The 18,619-nt window shown below is 66.8% G+C and carries 15 protein-coding genes and 1 tRNA gene; 10 read left to right on the forward strand and 6 right to left on the reverse strand.

What is annotated here, in order from left to right; all coding sequences use genetic code 11:
- Positions 1-10 precede the first annotated feature (10 nt).
- Genes DXK21_RS08985 through DXK21_RS08995 form a run of 3 tightly spaced genes read left to right on the forward strand, consistent with a single transcriptional unit; the run spans position 11 to position 2,585 of the window.
- Positions 11-724 carry an SURF1 family protein gene (locus DXK21_RS08985; RefSeq protein ID WP_114817449.1) on the forward strand — a complete coding sequence of 238 codons (714 nt, stop codon included), beginning with the start codon at positions 11-13 and terminating at the stop codon, positions 722-724.
- Complete coding sequence (locus tag DXK21_RS08990; RefSeq protein WP_114817450.1) at positions 721-2,043, forward strand: ATP-binding protein; 1,323 nt, start codon at positions 721-723, stop codon at positions 2,041-2,043. Before DXK21_RS08985 ends, DXK21_RS08990 begins: the two co-directional genes overlap by 4 nt.
- A gap of 5 nt (positions 2,044-2,048) precedes the next feature.
- The gene (locus tag DXK21_RS08995; protein WP_376856721.1) at positions 2,049-2,585 is read left to right on the forward strand and encodes a response regulator transcription factor; all 537 of its coding nucleotides are present in this window, start codon (positions 2,049-2,051) and stop codon (positions 2,583-2,585) included.
- Positions 2,586-2,594: 9 nt separating this feature from the next.
- Here the strand turns inward: DXK21_RS08995 and DXK21_RS09000 are convergent, their stop codons facing one another.
- Together DXK21_RS09000 and DXK21_RS09005 are read right to left on the reverse strand one after the other, a co-directional pair.
- Positions 2,595-3,536 (reverse strand): DUF808 domain-containing protein, encoded by a 942-nt coding sequence (locus DXK21_RS09000; protein ID WP_114817488.1) that lies wholly within the window; start codon positions 3,534-3,536, stop codon positions 2,595-2,597.
- Positions 3,537-3,700: 164 nt separating this feature from the next.
- Positions 3,701-3,776 (reverse strand) — tRNA-Lys (locus DXK21_RS09005).
- 195 nt (positions 3,777-3,971) lie between these two features.
- On the opposite strand from DXK21_RS09005, the gene DXK21_RS09010 reads away from it, so the two are divergent.
- Positions 3,972-5,381 carry an amino acid permease gene (locus DXK21_RS09010; RefSeq protein WP_114817452.1) on the forward strand — a complete coding sequence of 470 codons (1,410 nt, stop codon included), beginning with the start codon at positions 3,972-3,974 and terminating at the stop codon, positions 5,379-5,381.
- Positions 5,381-5,734 carry an Hpt domain-containing protein gene (locus DXK21_RS09015; RefSeq protein ID WP_114817453.1) on the forward strand — a complete coding sequence of 118 codons (354 nt, stop codon included), beginning with the start codon at positions 5,381-5,383 and terminating at the stop codon, positions 5,732-5,734. The genes DXK21_RS09010 and DXK21_RS09015 overlap by 1 nt, the downstream gene beginning before the upstream one ends.
- A 177-nt stretch (positions 5,735-5,911) precedes the next feature.
- Here the strand turns inward: DXK21_RS09015 and DXK21_RS09020 are convergent, their stop codons facing one another.
- Positions 5,912-6,244, reverse strand: a complete 333-nt coding sequence (locus DXK21_RS09020; RefSeq protein WP_114817489.1) for a chorismate mutase — start codon at positions 6,242-6,244, stop codon at positions 5,912-5,914.
- 4 nt (positions 6,245-6,248) lie between these two features.
- The gene (locus tag DXK21_RS09025) at positions 6,249-7,064 is read right to left on the reverse strand and encodes a ferredoxin--NADP reductase (protein ID WP_114817454.1); all 816 of its coding nucleotides are present in this window, start codon (positions 7,062-7,064) and stop codon (positions 6,249-6,251) included.
- A gap of 393 nt (positions 7,065-7,457) precedes the next feature.
- Between DXK21_RS09025 and DXK21_RS09030 the strand changes: the two genes are divergently transcribed.
- The 4 genes from DXK21_RS09030 (at position 7,458) to DXK21_RS09045 (ending at position 11,997) form a co-directional block, all read left to right on the forward strand.
- Entirely contained in the window at positions 7,458-9,707 is a 2,250-nt protein-coding gene (locus DXK21_RS09030; protein ID WP_245945164.1) for a S9 family peptidase, read from the forward strand.
- A gap of 113 nt (positions 9,708-9,820) precedes the next feature.
- Positions 9,821-11,224 carry an amidase gene (locus tag DXK21_RS09035; RefSeq protein WP_114817455.1) on the forward strand — a complete coding sequence of 468 codons (1,404 nt, stop codon included), beginning with the start codon at positions 9,821-9,823 and terminating at the stop codon, positions 11,222-11,224.
- A gap of 33 nt (positions 11,225-11,257) precedes the next feature.
- On the forward strand, positions 11,258-11,731 hold the full coding sequence (locus tag DXK21_RS09040; protein WP_114817456.1) for a low affinity iron permease family protein: 474 nt from the start codon (positions 11,258-11,260) through the stop codon (positions 11,729-11,731).
- On the forward strand, positions 11,728-11,997 hold the full coding sequence (locus DXK21_RS09045) for a SemiSWEET family sugar transporter (protein WP_114817457.1): 270 nt from the start codon (positions 11,728-11,730) through the stop codon (positions 11,995-11,997). Before DXK21_RS09040 ends, DXK21_RS09045 begins: the two co-directional genes overlap by 4 nt.
- On the opposite strand, the gene DXK21_RS09050 is transcribed toward DXK21_RS09045, so the two are convergent.
- Both DXK21_RS09050 and DXK21_RS09055 read right to left on the reverse strand, forming a co-directional pair.
- Complete coding sequence (locus DXK21_RS09050; RefSeq protein WP_114817458.1) at positions 11,981-13,432, reverse strand: amidohydrolase; 1,452 nt, start codon at positions 13,430-13,432, stop codon at positions 11,981-11,983. The genes DXK21_RS09045 and DXK21_RS09050 overlap by 17 nt on opposite strands.
- Positions 13,433-13,512: 80 nt before the next feature.
- Positions 13,513-16,473, reverse strand: a complete 2,961-nt coding sequence (locus DXK21_RS09055) for a TonB-dependent receptor plug domain-containing protein (RefSeq protein WP_245945165.1) — start codon at positions 16,471-16,473, stop codon at positions 13,513-13,515.
- A 398-nt stretch (positions 16,474-16,871) separates the two neighbouring features.
- Here DXK21_RS09055 and ggt point away from each other — a divergent pair, with 398 nt between their 5' ends.
- On the forward strand, positions 16,872-18,614 hold the full coding sequence (gene ggt / locus DXK21_RS09060) for a gamma-glutamyltransferase (protein WP_211305996.1): 1,743 nt from the start codon (positions 16,872-16,874) through the stop codon (positions 18,612-18,614).
- The last annotated feature ends 5 nt before the right edge of the window (positions 18,615-18,619 follow it).

Below are 18,619 nucleotides of genomic sequence, written 5' to 3' on the forward strand. Positions count from 1 at the left end.
ACCACGCAGCATGACCGTCCTGATCCTGGGCGCGGTCATGTTCGCCGTCCTGTTCGCGGGTTTTTCAGCTCTCGGCGTCTGGCAGGTGCAGCGGCTGGCCTGGAAGCAGGAGCTGATCCGCCAGGTCGACGCCCGCATCCACGCCGCGCCCGTCGCGGCGCCTGCGCCGGATCAGGTCGTCACGCGACAGGCTGATCAGTATCGTCGGGTCGTCGTCAGCGGCCGCTTCGATCATTCGCGCGAAGCCTTGGTCAAGGCGGTGACGGACCTCGGGCCCGGCTACTGGGTCATGACGCCGCTGATGACGGATCGCGGCTTCACCGTCCTGATCAACCGGGGTTTCGTGCCGTCCGAGCGTCAGAAGCCGGCGGATCGCGCGGCCGGTCAGGTCGAAGGCGAGACGACGGTCGTCGGCCTGCTGCGTCTGACCGAACCCGACGGCGGCTTCCTGCGCGCCAATGATCCGACGCGTGACCGCTGGTTCTCGCGCGATGTGGCGGGGATCGCCAAGGCGAAGGGGATTTCCGCCCCCGTCGCTCCCTACTTTATCGACGCCGACGCCACGCCCAATCCGGGGGGCTTGCCGCGCGGGGGCCTGACCGTGGTGCGGTTCGCCAACATCCATCTGATCTACGCCCTGACCTGGTTCGGACTGGCCCTGATGTCGGCGGCGGGCTTTGTCCTGTTCGCGCGTGAGGAAAAGCGGCGGAGGGCGGCGCGATGAGCGCCATAGGGTTCGCGCGCAGTCTGCTGGGTCTGGACGACCGGGCCGAGGCGCCGGTGTCGCCGGGCGCGGCCGGTCGGCGCAACATGTTGCTGCTGATCCAACTGCGCTGGCTCGCGGTGGTCGGGCAGGTGGTGACGATCGCCGTGGTCCACTGGGGGCTGAAGATCCCCCTGCCTCTGGGGATGCTCCTGCTGGCCCCGACCGGGCTGGCGCTGATGAACCTGGCCAGCGCCCCTGTGGCGCTGCGCCGACAGAGCGTGACTGATCCCGAGCTGCTGTTGGCCCTGTTCGCCGACGTCGCCGCCCTGACCTGGCTGCTGTTCTTCAGCGGCGGGGCCAGCAATCCGTTCGCGGCCCTCTATCTGATGCAGATCGTGCTGGCGGCGGTCTTGCTGCGCCCGACCTACGCCTGGGGGTTTGTTCTGGTCACCAGCGCCTGTCTGGGCCTGCTGGCCTTCTGGCATCAGCCTCTGCCGCTGCCGCCTGGCGCGGATGCACGCCTGGGGCTGATCCAGGCCGGAGCCCTGGTCAACTTCATCCTGATCGCGGTGCTGCTGGTCGCCTTCGTCACCCGCACGACCCAGAACGTGCGGGCGCGCGACGCCTATCTCGCTGATGCCCGCCAGCAGGCGGCGGAACAGGACCACATCGTTCGCATGGGTCTGTTGGCGTCGGGCGCCGCGCATGAGCTGGGCACGCCGCTGGCTTCACTGTCGGTCATCCTCAGCGACTGGAAGCGGATGCCGGAGCTGACCGCTGACGCCGATCTGGCCGCTGACATCGCCGAGATGCAGGCCGAGGTCGAGCGCTGCAAGACCATTGTCACCGGCATCCTGATGTCGGCGGGCGAGGCGCGGGGCGAGGCGCCGACCATCACCACCCTGGGCGGCTTCCTGTCCGAGATCGTCGCCGACTGGCGCGAGAAGTCCAACGACGCCATGGCTGTGGTCCTGCGCGGGCCGACGCCGCGCGATCCGCGCATCATCGCCGACCCGGCCCTGAAGCAGGTCTTTAGCGCGCTGCTGGACAACGCCCATGAGGCGGGCGCCGAGCGCATGGTCATCGCCGCGACGCTGGACGAGGACCTGCTGTCGGTCGAGTTCAACGACGACGGCCCCGGTTTCGCGCCCGAGATTCTCGAGCGGCTGGGCCAGCCCTATCAATCGACCAAGGGCCGGGCAGGGGCGGGGCTGGGCCTCTTCCTGCTGGTCAATGTCATGCGCAAGCTGGGCGGCGGCGTCGTCGCCGCCAACCGACGCGACGGCGGCGCCAGCGTCCGCCTCACCCTGCCTCTGGAGGCCTTGGCGCCGAAATGACCGAACTGACCGACGCCCCCCGCCAGCTGCTGATCGTCGAGGATGACGAGGCCTTCGCCAAGACCCTGCGCAAGTCGTTCGAGCGGCGCGGCTATGAGGTGGTTTCGGCCCGCAGCCATGAACAATTGGTCGAGCTTCTGGCCGTTCATCATCCGCAGTACGCCGTGGTGGACCTCAAGTTGGGCGCGGCCTCGGGCCTGACCTGCGTGCAGACCCTGCACGCTTTTGATCCTGATCTGAACATCGTCGTCCTGACCGGCTTCGCCAGCATCGCCACGGCCGTCGAGGCCATCAAGCTGGGGGCGCGGCACTACCTGGCCAAACCCTCGGGCACGGACGAGATCGAAGCCGCCTTCGCGCGTCAGGACGGCGATCCTGACGCCGCGCTCAGCGCCCGCCCGACCTCGATCAAGACGCTGGAGTGGGAGCGCATCCACGAGGTCCTGGCCGAGACCGACTTCAACATCTCCGAGACCGCGCGCCGTCTGGGGATGCACCGCCGCACCCTGGCCCGGAAGCTGGAGAAGCGTCAGGTCACTTGAGCGCGCGGATCAGTGCGCGCCGCGCCCCGAGAGCCGCATGATCTGATGCACAAGCACGGCGAGCACGCCGCCGATGAGGAGGCCCAGGAGACCTGACAGCAGGGCCGTGGTCGTCCAGCTGATGGCGCCGCCCAGCGGCCCGGCCAGGGCACCGGCCGCGTGGGCCAGATGCTCGATCGGTTCAGCCGGCCAGGCCAGGCCGAGCGTGTGCGAGCCGTGCATCAGGATGCCGCCGCCAACCCAGAGCATGGCGACCGTGCCGATGACGGACAGGCCCGAGAAGACGCCCGGCATGGCCTTCACCAGGCCGCGCCCGATGGCCCGACTGGATTTCGACGTGCGCTCGGCCATGTGCAGGCCGATGTCGTCCAGCTTCACCAGAAGGCCGACCGCGCCATAGACCACTACGGTCATGGCCAGGCCGACCACGACCAGCACCCCGGCCTGGGTCGCCAAAGGCGCGTCGGTCACGTCGGCCAGGGCGATGGTCATGATCTCGGCCGACAGGATCAGGTCTGTGCGTACGGCCCCCGAAATCGTCGCGTCTTCCAGATGGGCGGGGTCGTCGCTGACCGGCGCCTTTTCATGCTCATGCCCGCCGAACATTTCCATCACTTTTTCCGCCCCCTCGAAACAGAGGTAGGCGCCGCCGAACATCAGCAGGGGCGTGATGGCCCAGGGCGCAAAGGCCGTAAGCAACAGGGCGACGGGCAGGATCAGCAGCATCTTGTTGCGGATCGAGCCCACGGCGATCTTGCCGATGATCGGCAGTTCACGGCTGGGGGAAAGGCCGGTGACGTATTTCGGCGTCACGGCGGCGTCGTCGATCACGATGCCGGCCGCCTTGCCCGCAGCCTTGCCCGAGGCGGCGCCGATGTCGTCGATGGATGCGGCCGCCAGCTTGGCGATCCCTGCGACGTCGTCGATCAAGGCCATCAGTCCAGAAGGCATGGGCACACCAGCAATAGAGGGAGAAAAACAGTCCCCATCTTCCTGCCCGCGCCGAGGCGTCTTGGAAAGGGCCGAGCTTCGCCTTCAAGCGGGACGGGGCGAAACAGAGCGCCGGGACCCGCTTGTGGGGAAGAGTTTTGTCTGGAGGAGCTTTAAATAGACGATGGTGGGTGATCACAGGTTCGAACTGTGGACCCGCTGATTAAGAGTCAGCTGCTCTACCAACTGAGCTAATCACCCGTACCGTCGTCTGCGCCCTTGGTGTGGCGCCGGTTCTTCGTTGCGACCCGATGGGTTGCCCGAAGGGCCGTCCTATTACTCAGGATGCTGAGGGGACGCAAGGGCTGATCGCGGCATTTTCTAAAGTTTGTCTGAGGCGTTAAGATGGGCCTCGGAATCAGCCGCCGGCAGACGCGGTACGAGGAAATTACACATATGGCGTTCTGGAACCGTCGGCGGTCGATCGATGCGATGTTGGCCCCGCAAGAGGGGCCGGCGCTGAAGAAGACCCTGAGTTGGCCGCATCTGATGGCCCTGGGGGTCGGCGCGATCGTCGGCACCGGCATTCTGACCCTGATCGGGGTCGGCGCCGGTCTGGCCGGTCCGGCGGTGCTGATCAGCTTTGGTCTGGCGGGTCTGGTCTGCGCCTGCGCGGCCCTGGCCTATGCCGAGCTATCGACCATCATGCCCGCCTCGGGCAGCGCCTATACCTATTCCTATGCCTCGCTGGGCGAGATCTTCGCCTGGGTCGTGGGATGGAGCCTGATCCTGGAATACTCCCTGGTCGTCTCGGCGGTGGCCGTGGGTTGGTCGGGGTACGCCATTCCCTTCCTGGCCGGGCTGGGCATCGACCTGCCGCTGGCCCTGACGGTCGGCCCGCACGTCGAGGGCGGCCTGATCAACCTGCCCGCCGTCTTCATTATCGCCGTTGTCACCGGCCTGCTGCTGATGGGCACCAAGGAAAGCGCCACGCTGAACGCGGTGCTGGTGCTGGTGAAGATCGCCGCCCTGGTGGCCTTCGTGGCGATCGCCCTGCCGCACTTCGACACGGCCAACTTCACCCCCTTCATGCCGCACGGTTTCGGCGCGCCCTTCGTCCAGACTGGCGTCATGGCGGCGGCGGCCATCATCTTCTTCGCCTTCTACGGCTTCGACGCCATCGCGACGGCGGCTGAGGAAACCAAGAAGCCCGAGCGTGACCTAGCCATCGGCATCATCGGCTCGATGGTGGTCTGCACCATCCTCTACATCGTCGTCGCCGCCGCCGCGATCGGCGCCGCCCCCGTGGCGTCCTTCTCGGACAGCCCTGAGCCTCTGGCCCTGATCATGCGCGGTCTGGGGCAGGGCGTGGCGGCCCAGTGGATCGCCGCCGCCGCCGTCATCGCCCTGCCGACCGTGCTGCTGGCCTTCCTGTTCGGCCAGAGCCGCATCTTCCTGGGCATGGCCCGCGACGGCCTTCTGCCCAACCGCCTGGCCAAGATCTCGCACCGCGGCGTGCCGGTCGTGGTGACGGTCTTCACCGCCATCGTCGTCGCCATTCTGGCCGGCATCATGCGTCTGGACGAACTGGCCTCGCTGGCCAACGCCGGCACCCTGATGGCCTTCATGGCCGTGGGCGTCAGCCTGATCGTGCTGCGCGTGCGCGAGCCCAACCGCGAGCGCAAGTTCAAGACGCCGCTGTGGTGGCTGGTCGGCGGCGTGGCCATCGTCGGCTGCATCGTCTTCTTCTTCAGCCTGAAGGCCTCGACCCAGCTCTACTTCCTGCTGTGGAACCTGGGCGGTCTGGCCATCTATCTGCTGTGGTCGTCGAAAAACGCCCGCCTGGCCAAGGCTCCGGAAGCCTGATGGCGCGGCGCGATCTGACGGGGGCGGTGGATTTCACCGTCCTCGAGACCATGACCGGCGGCATGGACGATGTGACCGAGGAGGTGCTGGGCCTGTTCGTTCAGCAGGCGGCCCTGTGGTCGCCCCTGCTGGATGCGGCGTCCGAGGGCTGGCGCGATGCGGTCCACACCATTCGCGGGGCGAGCGCCGGGATCGGGGCCAACGATCTGGCGGCCGTCTGCGCCGAGGTCGAACATGGCGACCAGGCCCTTGCGTCCGGAGGACTGGAGCGGGTCAGGACGGTGCTGGACGCCGCCCTGGGCGACATCGCCGCCTATCGCCACGAGCTGATGCTGAGAAGCCTGAAGGGGTGATCGCCTGGCGCCTTCTCCCCTTGAGGGAGAAGGTGGCCCGTAAGGGCCGGATGAGGGGTGTCAGCGCTGCGTTTGACGTGCGTCTGAAAGCCGAACGCCCTGAGCGGAAGGGTCGCGCCAGCACCCCTCATCCGTCAGCCTTCGGCTGCCACCTTCTCCCACAAGGGGAGAAGGAAGCTACCCCCGCGTGGCGTCGTACTTGGCGAACTCGTGGGCGATGCAGCGGTCGATCAGCAGGCGCCAGACCGGCTCGGCGATATCGGGCGACAGGCCCGCGGGTTCAGCGGCGGCCAGGACCTTGGCCACCACGTCGTCGATGCGGGCCTGGTCGAAGACTGCGTCGCGGTTCGGCTTGATGCGGGCGGCGGCGTCCATGTAGCGCTGACGCTCGGCCAGCAGCGTCACCAAGGCGCGGTCCAGGGCGTCCACGCCCTGGCGCACGTCGACCATGCTGGCGCAGTCTTCCGGGGCCTTGCGGTCGTCGATGGTCACGGTCTTGGGAGAGGTCATCAGATCAGCCGACAAAGGCGCGCTCCAGAACATAGTCGCCGGGTTCGGCGTTCGAGCCTTCTTTCAGGCCATAGGTTTCCAGCAGTTCGCCGGTCTCCTTGATCATGGCCATGGCCCCGCACAGCATGACGCGGTCGCTGTTGGGCGAGAAGCCGATGGGCAGTTGCAGGTCGGCGAAGACGTCGCCTGACTTGATGCGGTCGGTGATGCGACCCGGCGTTTCGAAGCGCTCGCGGGTCACGGTCGGATAATAGGTCAACTGGGCCCTGGCCTCATCGCCGATCAGCGGGTCGTCGTGGATTTCATGGGTGAAGAAGTCGCGATAGGCCAGGTCGGCGACATTGCGCACCGTGTGGCAGACGATGACCTGCTTGAATCGCGAATAGGTTTCGGGGTCGCGCGCCACCGACAGCCAGGGCGCCAGGCCGGTGCCCGTGCCGATCAGCCACAGACGTTCGCCGCCGGTCAGGGCGTCCAGCACCAGGGTCCCGGTCGGCTTCTTGCCCATCAGGACGCGGTCGCCCGGCTGGATTTTCTGAAGCCGCGAGGTCAGCGGACCGTCTGCCACCTTGATCGAGAAGAACTCCAGTTCCTCGGCCCAGAAGGGCGAGGCAATGGAATAGGCGCGCAGGACGGGCTTAGCGCCGTCTTCGCCCGGCAGGCCGATCATGACGAACTCGCCCGAGCGGAAGCGGAAATCCTCGGGCCGTTTCAGGGCGAAGCTGAACAGCTGGTCGGTCCAGTGGCGGACCCACAGGACCTCGAGGTCGTGGAAGGGGCTGGCCTTGACGGGCGGCGCGGCGGGGGAGGCGTCAGACATGGCGACTACCTAGGCGGTCGCGAGCGATTGCGAAAGGCTCGCGGGCGTCGCAGTCGCCATTGCACCCTACGGCGAAAAAAAACAGTGCAATTGGTGCAATGGCTCTGGGCGGCTGGAGGAGGGGCGCGAAACCTGAAGCGGCGGCGGGCGCGGGCGGTGATGTCAAAGAACGCACGCAGGATAGGCTGGACGCGGACCAAGGCGAGCAAACCACGCGGTAAGGATAGGGAAGTCGTTTCAGATCAGTTGGATGGGGCGTCGAGTTAGGATGGCTGAACGCTTTCAACCATCGGAATTTGCTGCGACGCGGCGCCGTAAAAAGGAATGACGGCGGAAGATTCCGCCTCTAGCTTCGCCGTCATGCGCACATTCCTTCTTGCTTCGACGATCCTGATGGCTGCGACCTCGGCCTTCGCCCAATCCAGCCCGCAGCCCGCGTCGCCCCCGGCGGCGACCGCGCCGGCGTCCTCGATCCTGACGGTCGAGCGGGTTTTCGCCAATCCGTCCCTGTCGGGGCCGGTGGCCAAGGGCGTCAGCCTGTCGCCGGACGGCGAGCTGCTGGCCTTCCTGCGCTCGCGCGAGGACGACGTGGACGTGCTGGACCTGTGGGCCGCGCCGGTCGCCGGCGGCGAGCCGTTCAAGCTGATCGACGCGCGGGCTCTGGTCCCCGACGCGGGCGAACTGTCCGAGGCCGAGAAGGCGCGGCGCGAGCGGATGCGGATCTCGGCGCGCGGCGTGGTGGAATATTCGTGGGACGAGCAGGGCCGCTACATCCTGGCCCCGCTGGAAGGCGACATCTTCCTGGCCAACCGCGCCGACAGCAGCGTGCGCCGCCTGACCGAGACCGCCGCCGACGAGATCGACGCCAAGGTCTCGCCCAAGGGTTCGTTCGTCAGCTTCGTGCGGGATCAGGATCTGGTCGTGCTGGACCTGGCCTCGGGCGCCGAACAGGCGATCACGAACGACGGCGACGGCCTGATCACCTGGGCCACGGCCGAGTTCATCGCCCAGGAAGAGCTGGATCGCGACACCGGCTACTGGTGGAGCCCGGATGAGCGCTTCATCGCTCTGCAACGCACGGACGAAAGCACCGTCGACATCATCCCGCGCCTGGACATCACCGGCGGCGGCGCTTCGGTGATCGAGCAGCGCTATCCGCGCGCCGGGCGTCCCAACGCCGTGGTCGAGCTCTATGTTCAGGACGTGCAGGCCGGTAAACGGGTCAAGGTGGACCTGGGCGCCAACGCCGACATCTATCTGGCCCGCGTCAACTGGGCCAAGGACGGGCGGACCCTTTACGTCCAGCGTCTGTCGCGCGACCAGAAGACGCTGGAGCTGCTGAGCGTCGATCCGACCACGGGCGCCAGCCGCGTCATCGCCACCCAACGCTCCGACGCCTGGGTGCCGCTGAGCCACAGCTTCAAGGCGCTGGAGGACGGCAACTTCATCTGGTCGTCGGAAGAGAGCGGCTGGAACCACCTCTATCTCTATAACCGCGACGGTCGCCGACTGCGCGCGATCACGCAGGGGAACTATCCGGTCAAGTCGCTGGCGGGCGTCAATCCGACGACGGGCGAGGTCTTCTTCACCGCTTCCATGCGCGACGGCAAGGAATACCCGATCGAGCAGCAGCTGTTCCGCGCCAGCTACAAGCGGACGGGCGCCCCGACCGAGGTCACGCCGCGCGGCGGCTGGTGGAGCGCTTCGGTCAACGACACGGGTACGGCCTATGTCGGCAACTATACCGACGTGAACACCCCGCCGCAGTCGGCGCTGTACAGCATCGACGGCACGCGCGTCCGCTGGATCGAGGAGAACAAGCTCCAGCCCGGCCACCCCTTCTGGCCCTATGCCGAGCGTCAGCAGAAGCCCACCTTCGGCACGCTGCAAAGCCACGGCGAGACGCTGATGTGGCAGATGACCACGCCGCCGGACTTTGATCCGACCAAGACCTATCCGGTCGTCATGCAGGTTTACGGCGGCCCCTCCGGCGGCGGCGTGAAGAACGGCTGGCAGGGGGCGACCAACCAGTTGCTGACCGAGGCCGGCTACATCGTCTTCCGCCTGGACAACCGGGGCGAGGGCGACCGTTCGGCGGCCTTCAAGCAGGCCCTCTATCTGAAGATGGGGCAGCCGGAGATCGAGGATCAGGTCATCGCCGCCGACTATCTGCGGTCGCTGCCCTACGTCGACGACAGCCGCATCGCCATGATGGGCTGGTCCTACGGCGGCTTCATGAGCTTGATGGCCCTGACCGAGCCCAGGATGGGTCTGGCCTCGGCCCTGGCCGGCGCCCCGCCGACCGAGTGGAGCCTCTACGACACGGCCTATACCGAGCGTTACATGTCGACGCCGCAGGCGAATGTGGAAGGCTATGCCGCGTCGGACGTGCTGGGCCGTCTCGACAACCTGACCGGACGTCTGCTGCTGCTGCACGGCATGGCCGACGACAACGTCATCTTCGAGAACACGACGCGGGTGCTGGACGGGCTTCAGGCCAAGAGCATCCCGTTCGAGACCATGCTCTATCCCGGACAGCGCCACGGCGTGCGTGGCAACGAGAGGCAGCTTCACCTATGGCGCACCTACCTCGACTTCCTCGACCGCACCATTGGTACGCGGGCGCCCGAAAAGGCGGACTGATCGCCGCCGCCGTCAGCGCCCTGGCGCTGACGGCGTGCGCTGGGGTCAAGAATGATCCGGCTGTCGCGGGAGTCGGATACGTACCTCCCACGGCGGCGAAGATCGTCGACGACATGGCCATCTACGGACCGGGCCATCCAGCTTGGGCGCTGCGGGTCGACCAGGGGGCGGGCGAGGGTGTCGCTCCCAATGCCCTGGTGGTGCTGGCGTCGGACATCCGCTGGTCGAAAGGCGAGGGCGAGGGTTATCTGGACGGCCTTCCCATCCTGCTGAAAGACAACATCGAGACCCGCGACATGCCGACGACGGCGGGTTCGCTGGCCCTGGCCGCCAATGCGCCGGGTCGTGATGCGCCCCTCGTGGCGAGGCTGCGCGACGCCGGGGCGATCATCCTCGGCAAGACCAATCTGTCGGAATGGGCCAATATCCGCGCGTCGGACTCCATCAGCGGCTGGAGCGCGGTCGGGGGGCAGACCCGCAACCCCTACGCCCCCGAACGGACGCCCTGCGGGTCGTCCTCGGGCAGCGCGACGGCTGTGGCCATCGGCCTGGCGCCCGTCGCCATAGGCACCGAGACGGACGGGTCGATCACATGTCCCGCCGCAGTCAACGGCGTGGTCGGGTTCAAGCCGACCGTGGGTCTGGTCAGCCGCACCCACATCGTCCCGATCAGCCATTCGCAGGACACCGCTGGCCCCATCGCCACGACGGTCGAGGACGCCGCCATTGTTCTGACCGTCATCGCGGGCAGCGATCCCGCCGACCCCGCCACGCTTGAGGCGGACGCGCGCAAGGTCGACTATCGCGCGGCGCTGGATGCGAACAGCCTGCGCGGCGCCCGGATCGGCGTCATGCGCTTCCTGCTGCCCTCCTTTTCCGCCGAGACGCGGGCCGAGTTCGAGCGGGCTCTGGCCGCCCTGCGCGCCGCCGGGGCCGAGGTGGTGGAGATCGAGCAAGGGCCCGCCGATCTGCCGGCCATCGGCGGGTGGGAGCTGACCGTTCTGCTGACCGAGTTGAAGCACGACCTGAACGCCTATCTGGCCTCGACCGACCCGACGCAGGTGAAAACGCGGACCCTCGCCGACGTCATCGCCTTCAACGCCGCTGAGCCGCGCGAACTGGTGCTGTTCGGGCAGGACCTGTTCGAGGCGGCCCAGGCGACCGGGGAGCTGAGCGATCCCGCCTATGTCGAGGCGCGAGCAAGGTCCTTGCAGGCGGCGGGACCGGACGGGATCGACCGGATGATGGCGGATCACCGCGTCGTCGCCCTGATCGCGCCCACAACCTCGCGCGCCTGGACCAATGATCCCAGGGACGAGGATGAGATGCAGGGCTCGGCCAGCCGACTGGCGGCGGTGGCGGGCTATCCGCACCTGAGCGTGCCCATGGGCTTTGATCGCGGCATGCCGGTGGGTCTTAGCTTCATCGGCGGGAAATGGGACGACGCCCGCATCCTGTCGCTGGGCCATGCCTATGAGCGAGCAACGCGCGAGCGTCGGCCGCCGCCTCTGCCCTGAGCAACCTCGGCCATTCAGACGGGTTAAACGGTCATGGAAAAACTGTTCAACCGTTTCGCCAGTGCGACAGCCAAGGTCGCAGGGCGGCCGTGGACCTTCATCACTTGTCTGCTGCTGGTCCTGGTGTGGGCGGCGACGGGGCCGCTGTTTGGCTTCAGCGAGACCTGGCAGCTGGTGATCAACACCGGCACCACCATCATCACCTTCCTGATGGTCTTCCTGATCCAGAGCACCCAGAACCGCGACGCGGCGGCCATGCACGCCAAGATGGACGAGCTGATCTATGCGGTGCGTAAGGCGGATGCCCGCTTCATCGGCATCGAGCATCTGACCGACAAGGAACTGGCCGTCATCCTGAACGAGGTGGAGCAGCGGGCGCTGGCCATTCATGCGGGTAAGCCCGCGCGGGCGATCACCGGCAAGCCCGCCGCGCGCGCCGAAGAGATCGAGGCCGAGCAGCCGCCGAAAGCTCGGGCGAAACGTCCCGTGTCAAAGGCGGGGGCATGAGCGATCTGATCGCCAACGTCGTCGGTACGGCGGCGGCCCTTTGCTCCATCACCAGTTTCGCGCCGCAGATGATCAAGATCTGGAAGACGCGGGACGCCTCCAGCGTGTCGCTGAAGACCTATTCCCTGACCGTGACCTGCTTCGTCCTGTGGACGGCCTATGGGGTGATGATCGACGCCTGGCCGGTCGCCGTGGCCAACGCCTGCGCGCTGGTCATGGCGACCGGGGTCCTGCTGATGAAGTGGCGCTTCAGTCGCGGTAGTTGAGCGCCGGGGCGCGGTCGCCCAGCAGGGCCTCGTACTGGAAGTCCGGGCCGCGACGACGGTCGAACTCGGCCTTGGCCGTGGCGATGGTGTCGGGGCTCTGGAACAGTTCGGCGGTGGTCAGAGCCAGGGTCTTGGCGGCCAGATGCGCCCCCTTCAGACCGATGGTCGAGCCGGCGGCCACGACGTTCTGCCAGCTGTGGCCCGCCGAGCTTGGGACGAAGGTGGCGGTGGACAGGCCGACCGTCGGCGCGACCCAGCTGACGTCCGACACGTCGGTCGAGCCGCCGAAGTCGCCGCCGATCACCGCCGGTTCGATCGTACCGACGCTGGCCAGGTCGGGCTTGGTGGGCAGGGTCTTCTGGATTTCGGTCGCCAGGGCGATTTCCTCGGGCGTCCAGGTGATGCCGCCGACATGGCGCAGGTTGCGGTCCATGACGGTCATCAGGGCCTCGTTCGGCAGCATGGAATAGACGCCGCCGATGGCCTCGAACTCGACGCGGGTGCCGGTGCCCAGCGCTGCGCCCTCAGCCGCCTTCTTCACCCGTTCCAGCACGTCGCGGACGATCTGCGGGTCGTTGTGGCGGACGTAGTAGTAGCTCTCGGCATAGGCGGGGACGACGTTGGGCGCCTTGCCGCCGTCAGTGATGGCGTAGTGGATGCGGGTGCGGTCGGGCACGTGCTCGCGCATCAGGTTGACCATGGCGTTCATGGCCTCGACGCCGTCGAGCGCCGAGCGGCCCTTGTCAGGCGCGGCGGCGGCGTGGGACGAGACGCCGTAGAAGCGGAACTTGCCCGAGACGTTGGACATGGTGTCGCCCTGGCGGGCGCTGTTGACGTTGCCGGGGTGCCAGTGGACCGCCACGTCGACGTCGTTGAACAGGCCGTCGCGGACCATATAGACCTTGCCCGAGCCGCCTTCTTCGGCAGGCGTGCCATAGACGCGCAGCTCGCCCTTGACGTTGTTGGCGACCATCCAGTCCTTGACCGCGATGGCCGCGTGGACCGAGGCGGCGCCGAACAGGTTGTGGCCGCAGCCGTGACCGGCGTGACCGCCGGCGGACTCCTGAACCGGGTTCAGGGTCTGCGACAGGCCGGGCAGGGCGTCATATTCGGCCAGGACGGCGATGACCGGGCCGTCGCCGTTCTTGAAGCTGGCCAGGAAGGCGGTCGGTTCGTTGGCGATGCCGGGCGTGACGGTGAAGCCGGCCTCGGTCAGCTGGCCCTGCAACAGGGTCGAGCTCTGCGTCTCCTGATAGCCTAGCTCCGCGAACTTCCAGATTTCGAGCGCGGCGTGATCGAGCGCGGGCTGGTTGCGTTCGACCGTGCCGGTGATCTGGGCGCGAGCCTGGGGCGACAGCTCGGCGGCGACGACCGGGGCGCTCAGCGTGGTCAGGGCGGCGGCGAGCATGAGGGCGCGCATCGAGACGGGTTTCATCGGGAACTCCACAACAGACGTCGAAACAGAAAAGGGCGGAAGACGATCGCTCGCCTTCCGCCCGATAGGATCAAGACCGACTAGAAGGTCTTGCGGATGCTGGCGTACCAGTAGCGACCATAGGGCTGATAGACGGCGCCGACATAGCCGTCAGTCGAGAGCGGCGGCTGTTCATCGGTCAGGTTGCGCACCCCGACGCGGACCGCCGTTCCCGCCAGTTGACCTTCGTCGAACTGGTACTCGCCGTACAGGTTGGCGGTGATGGTGGAATCGACTGTCCAATAGTCGCCGGCCGAGTTGGTCAGCCGGTCGTCATAGAGCGACGAGATGTACTGGCTGAAGGCGCCGACCGTGATGTTCTGGTAGCGCCAGGTCCCCGAGAGCGACCACTTCCATTCAGGACGACCCAGGTCGCCGATCATGTCGCCCATGTTGCCGCCGAGCGAAATCGACGGAGCAAGCTCTCCGGCCTCCTTGGCGTCCACCAGGGCCTGAGCCCCCGGAGCCAGCTCCAGGTAGTATTTGATCAGGTGCGAGACGTTCAGGTTCAGGCTGAAGTCGCCGTAGCTGGTGCCACGCAGGTTCCACATGGCGCCGAGGTCCAGGCCCTCGACCGTCTGCGGTTGCTGGTTGGTGTAGGCGTCGGTGATGTACTGGATCTCACCCACTGCGGCGAGCTTGGTGCCTTTGAAGATGGCTTGGTCGGCTGCGGTGGCGTCGGCGCGGATGACGTTCGGGTTAAAGCTGCCCTGCTTGCGCAGCAGATAGTCCAGGATGATGGCGTTCTGGCCACGGAACAGACCGACCATGCCGGTCTGTTCGACCTGCCACCAGTCGGCCGTGAAGGTGAAGTCGCCGAACTGTTCCGGGACGAAGCGCGGCTGGATCACCACGCCGAACGACAGGGTTTCGGACTCTTCGGGCTGCAGATCCGGGTTGCCCGCGCGGCGTTCGGCTATGGATTTGCGCACGTGGGTTTGTTTGAAGCTGCCGGCGTCGGCAAAGCCGTCGTTCAGCTTAACCGAGGCTCCGCACTGCTTCATGTCGTTGATGGCGTTCCGCTGGAGCAGGGCGTCGCAATAGTAGTAGTCGTTCGAACTGTTCGAACGGGTGACCTCTGTCGCGTTGATCTGTTCCAGGTTGGGAGCACGGAAGCCCTGGGCCCACGAACCGCGCAGACGGAAGCCGTCGACGATGTCCCAGGCCGCTGCGAACTTGGGCTTGGCGATGTCGCCGAAGTCCGAATAGTGCTCGAAGCGACCGGCCAGCTGGACTTCCAGGTTGTGGACCAGAGGGATGCCCATTTCCGGCGAAACCAAAGGCGCGGCGAACTCCAGATAGGCCGAATAGACGTCGCGTTCGCCGTAGGTGTCGGGGTTGATCGACCCGTTGATCAGATCGCTTGACGTCCCATACTTGATCGTGCCGTCGATGCGGCTGTCGCGGTCGTCCAGCTGGGTCTCGGTGCGCGCCTCGATGCCGGCGGCCATGCCGACGGGGCCGCCGGGCAGGGTGAAGAGATCAGGGCGCGAGATCTTGAAGTCCCACAGGCCCAGTTCAGTCTTGGTCTTGCGGACCATGTCCACACGGACGGCGTCGATGGCGGCCTGGTTGGACGGGGTTCCGTCGCCGACGCGCGGGTTGGACTTGTCGCCGCCATTGAAGAAGTTGAAGGCGTCGGGCGTGGACTTGGCTGCCCATTCGGCCAGCCGCGTGACCGAGATGTTGTCCGACACGTCCTTGGCCGAGGCTTCCGACCACAGCAGGGCCGATTCCCAGTTCCAGCCGCGCCAGTCGCCGCGCAGGCCGCCCAGCACGCGGTACTGCTGGTTCGTCACCTCGACGTTGATCGGTCCCATTTCGCTGAAACGGTAGCCGGTCAGGCGGACGTCCTGCTTGAACGGGTTGTAGTAGTTGCCGCCGGGGATGATCAGGGCGACGCCGGTGACGGTGTTCACCGGCGCCTGGCGGGCCTTGGAATGCGCGTAGTAGCCGCCGATTTCGCCGAAGGCCTCGACCGAGTCGTTGATCTGGTAACGTCCGGTCAGGAAGAGGTTGAAGCGATCAACCTCGGGGATGACCGTCAGACCCTGCGCGGCCGTGTCAGTCAGCAGGGCGGGATCAATGTTGGTGCCCTTCTTCAGGCACAAGCCGTCGCCGAGCGCGGCGGCGCATCCGGCCAGGGTGTCTGGCTGGATAGTGAAGTCGCGGAAGGTCTGTCCGCCGAAGGTGGCGTCGTTGGTCAGGGTGAACTGGCCCCAGGGCGTCAGCGACGACAGGCCGTTCAGCGACGAACCCGAGAATCCGGTGCCGGAGAAGAGGCCGGTCTTGTCGTCCGACGCCGTGTAGGACTGTTCCAGCGTCGTCAGTTCGTCGCGGTGGTCGTAGTTGAAGAAGGCCGAGATATTGCCGCGGCCGTCAGCGATGTCCTTGCCGCCGTATGCGGAGAAGTTGATCTCGCGCATGTCCGTGCCCTCGGCGAAGCCGTACTGGGTCGAGACGGTCAGGTCGGTCATGTCGTCGCGCAGGACGGTGTTGACCACCCCGGCGACGGCGTCCGCGCCATAGATGGCGGCGGCGCCGTCGCGCAGCACTTCCATGCGCTTGAGGCCCGACACCGGAATGGCGTTGGTGTTGTAGGTCAGCACCGGAACCAGGTGTTCGTTGGCCTGCGAGGTCGGATGGCCGACGACGCGACGACCGTTCAGCAGCACCAGGGTGTTGCCGATGCCGAGGCTGCGCAGGTTGACCGAGCCGGTGTCGCCGCGCGCCGAGTTGGAGCTGTTGGGCAGGTAGCTGGCGTTGAAGGTCACGTCGCCCATCTGGGGGATCGAACGCATCAGCTCGTCGCCCGAGGTGGCGGCGGTGGCCAGGATCTGTTCTTCGCCGACCACGGTGACGGGCAGGGCGGCGGTCACCTTGGCGCCGCGAATCTGGGAGCCGACGACGACGATTTCATCGATCTGGGTGGCTTCTTCCTGCGGGGCGTCCTGCGCGGCGGCGGCGGTGGACAGGCTGAACAGGGCCGTGGTGGCCAGCATGGCCGTCTTCAGGCGTCGGTGTGTAGCGAACGTCGCTCGCATTGTACTGGTAATCCCCGAGGTGGAATCGGACCCCCCAGGGTCCGCCGGCCAATGGCCGAAGTTGGAACACGCGACCGTTCCATCGCCAGGCGAGGAGTTCTTTTGACCGACTATTGGTCTTGAGGCCGCAGATTTGACTAGAAGCGGTCACATTGTCGGCGTCAATCAGAGTGCGCAAAAATATTGCCGTTATTTGAGTTTGGGTAGGCGAAACTTACATTTTACAGCCTTGAAGTGTCGTTTTGTGGAATGCTAACGCTTCCGCTTCATGCGCTGCGCTGATGTTTTGGGCGCGCAGGGCTTGGCCGGAGGGGCGGAAGGTGGCGCTCCGGGGTTTTTAGTATGACGGGGTGGCGATGCGTTCTCACTTGATGAAGTCCATGGCGGTCGCCTCGGCGGCGCTGCTTCTCGGCTTGCCGGCTTTCGCCCAGCAGGCTGCGGTCCCGACCCGGCCCGCCCTCGGCAGCGGCGGGGACATCGTCAGCTATGGGCAGATCCACAGCCCGACCGTCGGGCGCGGCGGCATGGTGGTGAGCCAGAGCGCCGTGGCGACCCAGGTCGGCGTCGACATCCTGAAACAGGGCGGCAACGCCGTGGACGCCGCCGTGGCCGTGGCCTTTGCAGAAGCTGTGACCCTGCCGCGCGCTGGCAATATCGGCGGCGGCGGCTACATGATCGTCCACATGGCGGCGACGGCTGATCGCCCGGCCCAGGACATCGCCATCAACTATTACGGCACGGCCCCGCGCGCGACGACGCCGGACCTGCTGCTGGACGACAACGGCAAGTTCGACCGCCGGGCGCCGTCGGGCTTCCGCAACGTCTCCGTGCCCGGCACGGTCGCGGGCATGTGGGAGGCGCACAAGCGTTTCGGCGCCCTGACGTGGGCCCAGGTGGTGGCGCCGTCGGTCAAGCTGGCCGAGGACGGCGTGATCCTGTCGGACGGAGAGGCGGACGCGACTGCCGGTCGCGCCACGGTTCTGGCCACCGACCCCGGCGCGCGCGAAGCCTATCTGAAGCCCGACGGCACGCCCTATCGCGCGGGCGAATTGTTCAAGCAGCCCCAACTGGCCTGGAGCCTGCGTCAGGTGCAGCAGGGCGGGGCCGACGCCTTCTATCGCGGCGAACTGGCCCAGAAGATCGTCGAGGGCGTGCGCGCCGGCGGCGGGATCATGGACGCGCAGGACCTGGCTGATTATCGCGCCGATGTGACCGCCCCGATCTGGTCCACCTATCGCGATCACCGCATCGCCTACATGCCGCCGACCGCCTCGGGCGTCAGCGTCGCCGAGGGGCTGAACCTGCTGGAGCACTTCCCCATGCGCGAACTGCGCTGGGGCAGCGTTGACAGCCTGCACCTGATTTCGGAGGCGATGAAGATCGTCTCGTCGGACCGCCGCCTGATCGGCGGGGCGCCCCAGTGGACGACGCCTGCGCAGGGTCTGGCCAGCAAGGAATTCGCCGCTGAGCGGGTCAAGCTGATCCGCATGGATCGCTCGCTGGCCGCCGCCGATATCCCCGATGGCAACCCCTATCCGTATGAGAGCCAGGACACGACCCACTATTCGGTGGCCGACGCCTACGGCAATGCGGTGTCGAACACCTATACCCTGTCCAACTCCTACGGGGCGCACGTGGCCCCGGTGGGGACGGGCATTCTGCTGAACAACTCGCTCGACAACTTCTCGTGGGGTCGGAACGGCGAGCCGAACTCGCCGGCGCCGGGCAAGCGTCTGGGCTCGACCATCACGCCGATGATCGTGTTTGACGACGACAAGCCCTGGATCGTCACCGGCACGCCGGGCGGCGGCTACATCATCGCCACCATGGTGCAGCTGATCTCCAACGTCATCGACCACCAGCTGAACATCGCCGAGGCGGCCATGCGTCCGCGCCTGAATCAGGGCGGCGGCGACAGCCCGCTGGAACTGGAAGGCGGCTTCTCGCCGGACGTCGAGCGCCTGCTGACGGCGCGCGGCCACACGGTCCGTCCGTCCATGACCATGGGCAGCACCCAGTCCATCATGATCGAGGGCGACCGTTTCCTCGGGGCGGCGGACACGCGTCGACCTGACGCCCTGGCGCTGGGCGTCCGCTAAAGCCC

Origin of the sequence: Brevundimonas bullata, from assembly GCF_003350205.1 — a bacterium.
GTDB classification, from domain to species: domain Bacteria; phylum Pseudomonadota; class Alphaproteobacteria; order Caulobacterales; family Caulobacteraceae; genus Brevundimonas; species Brevundimonas bullata.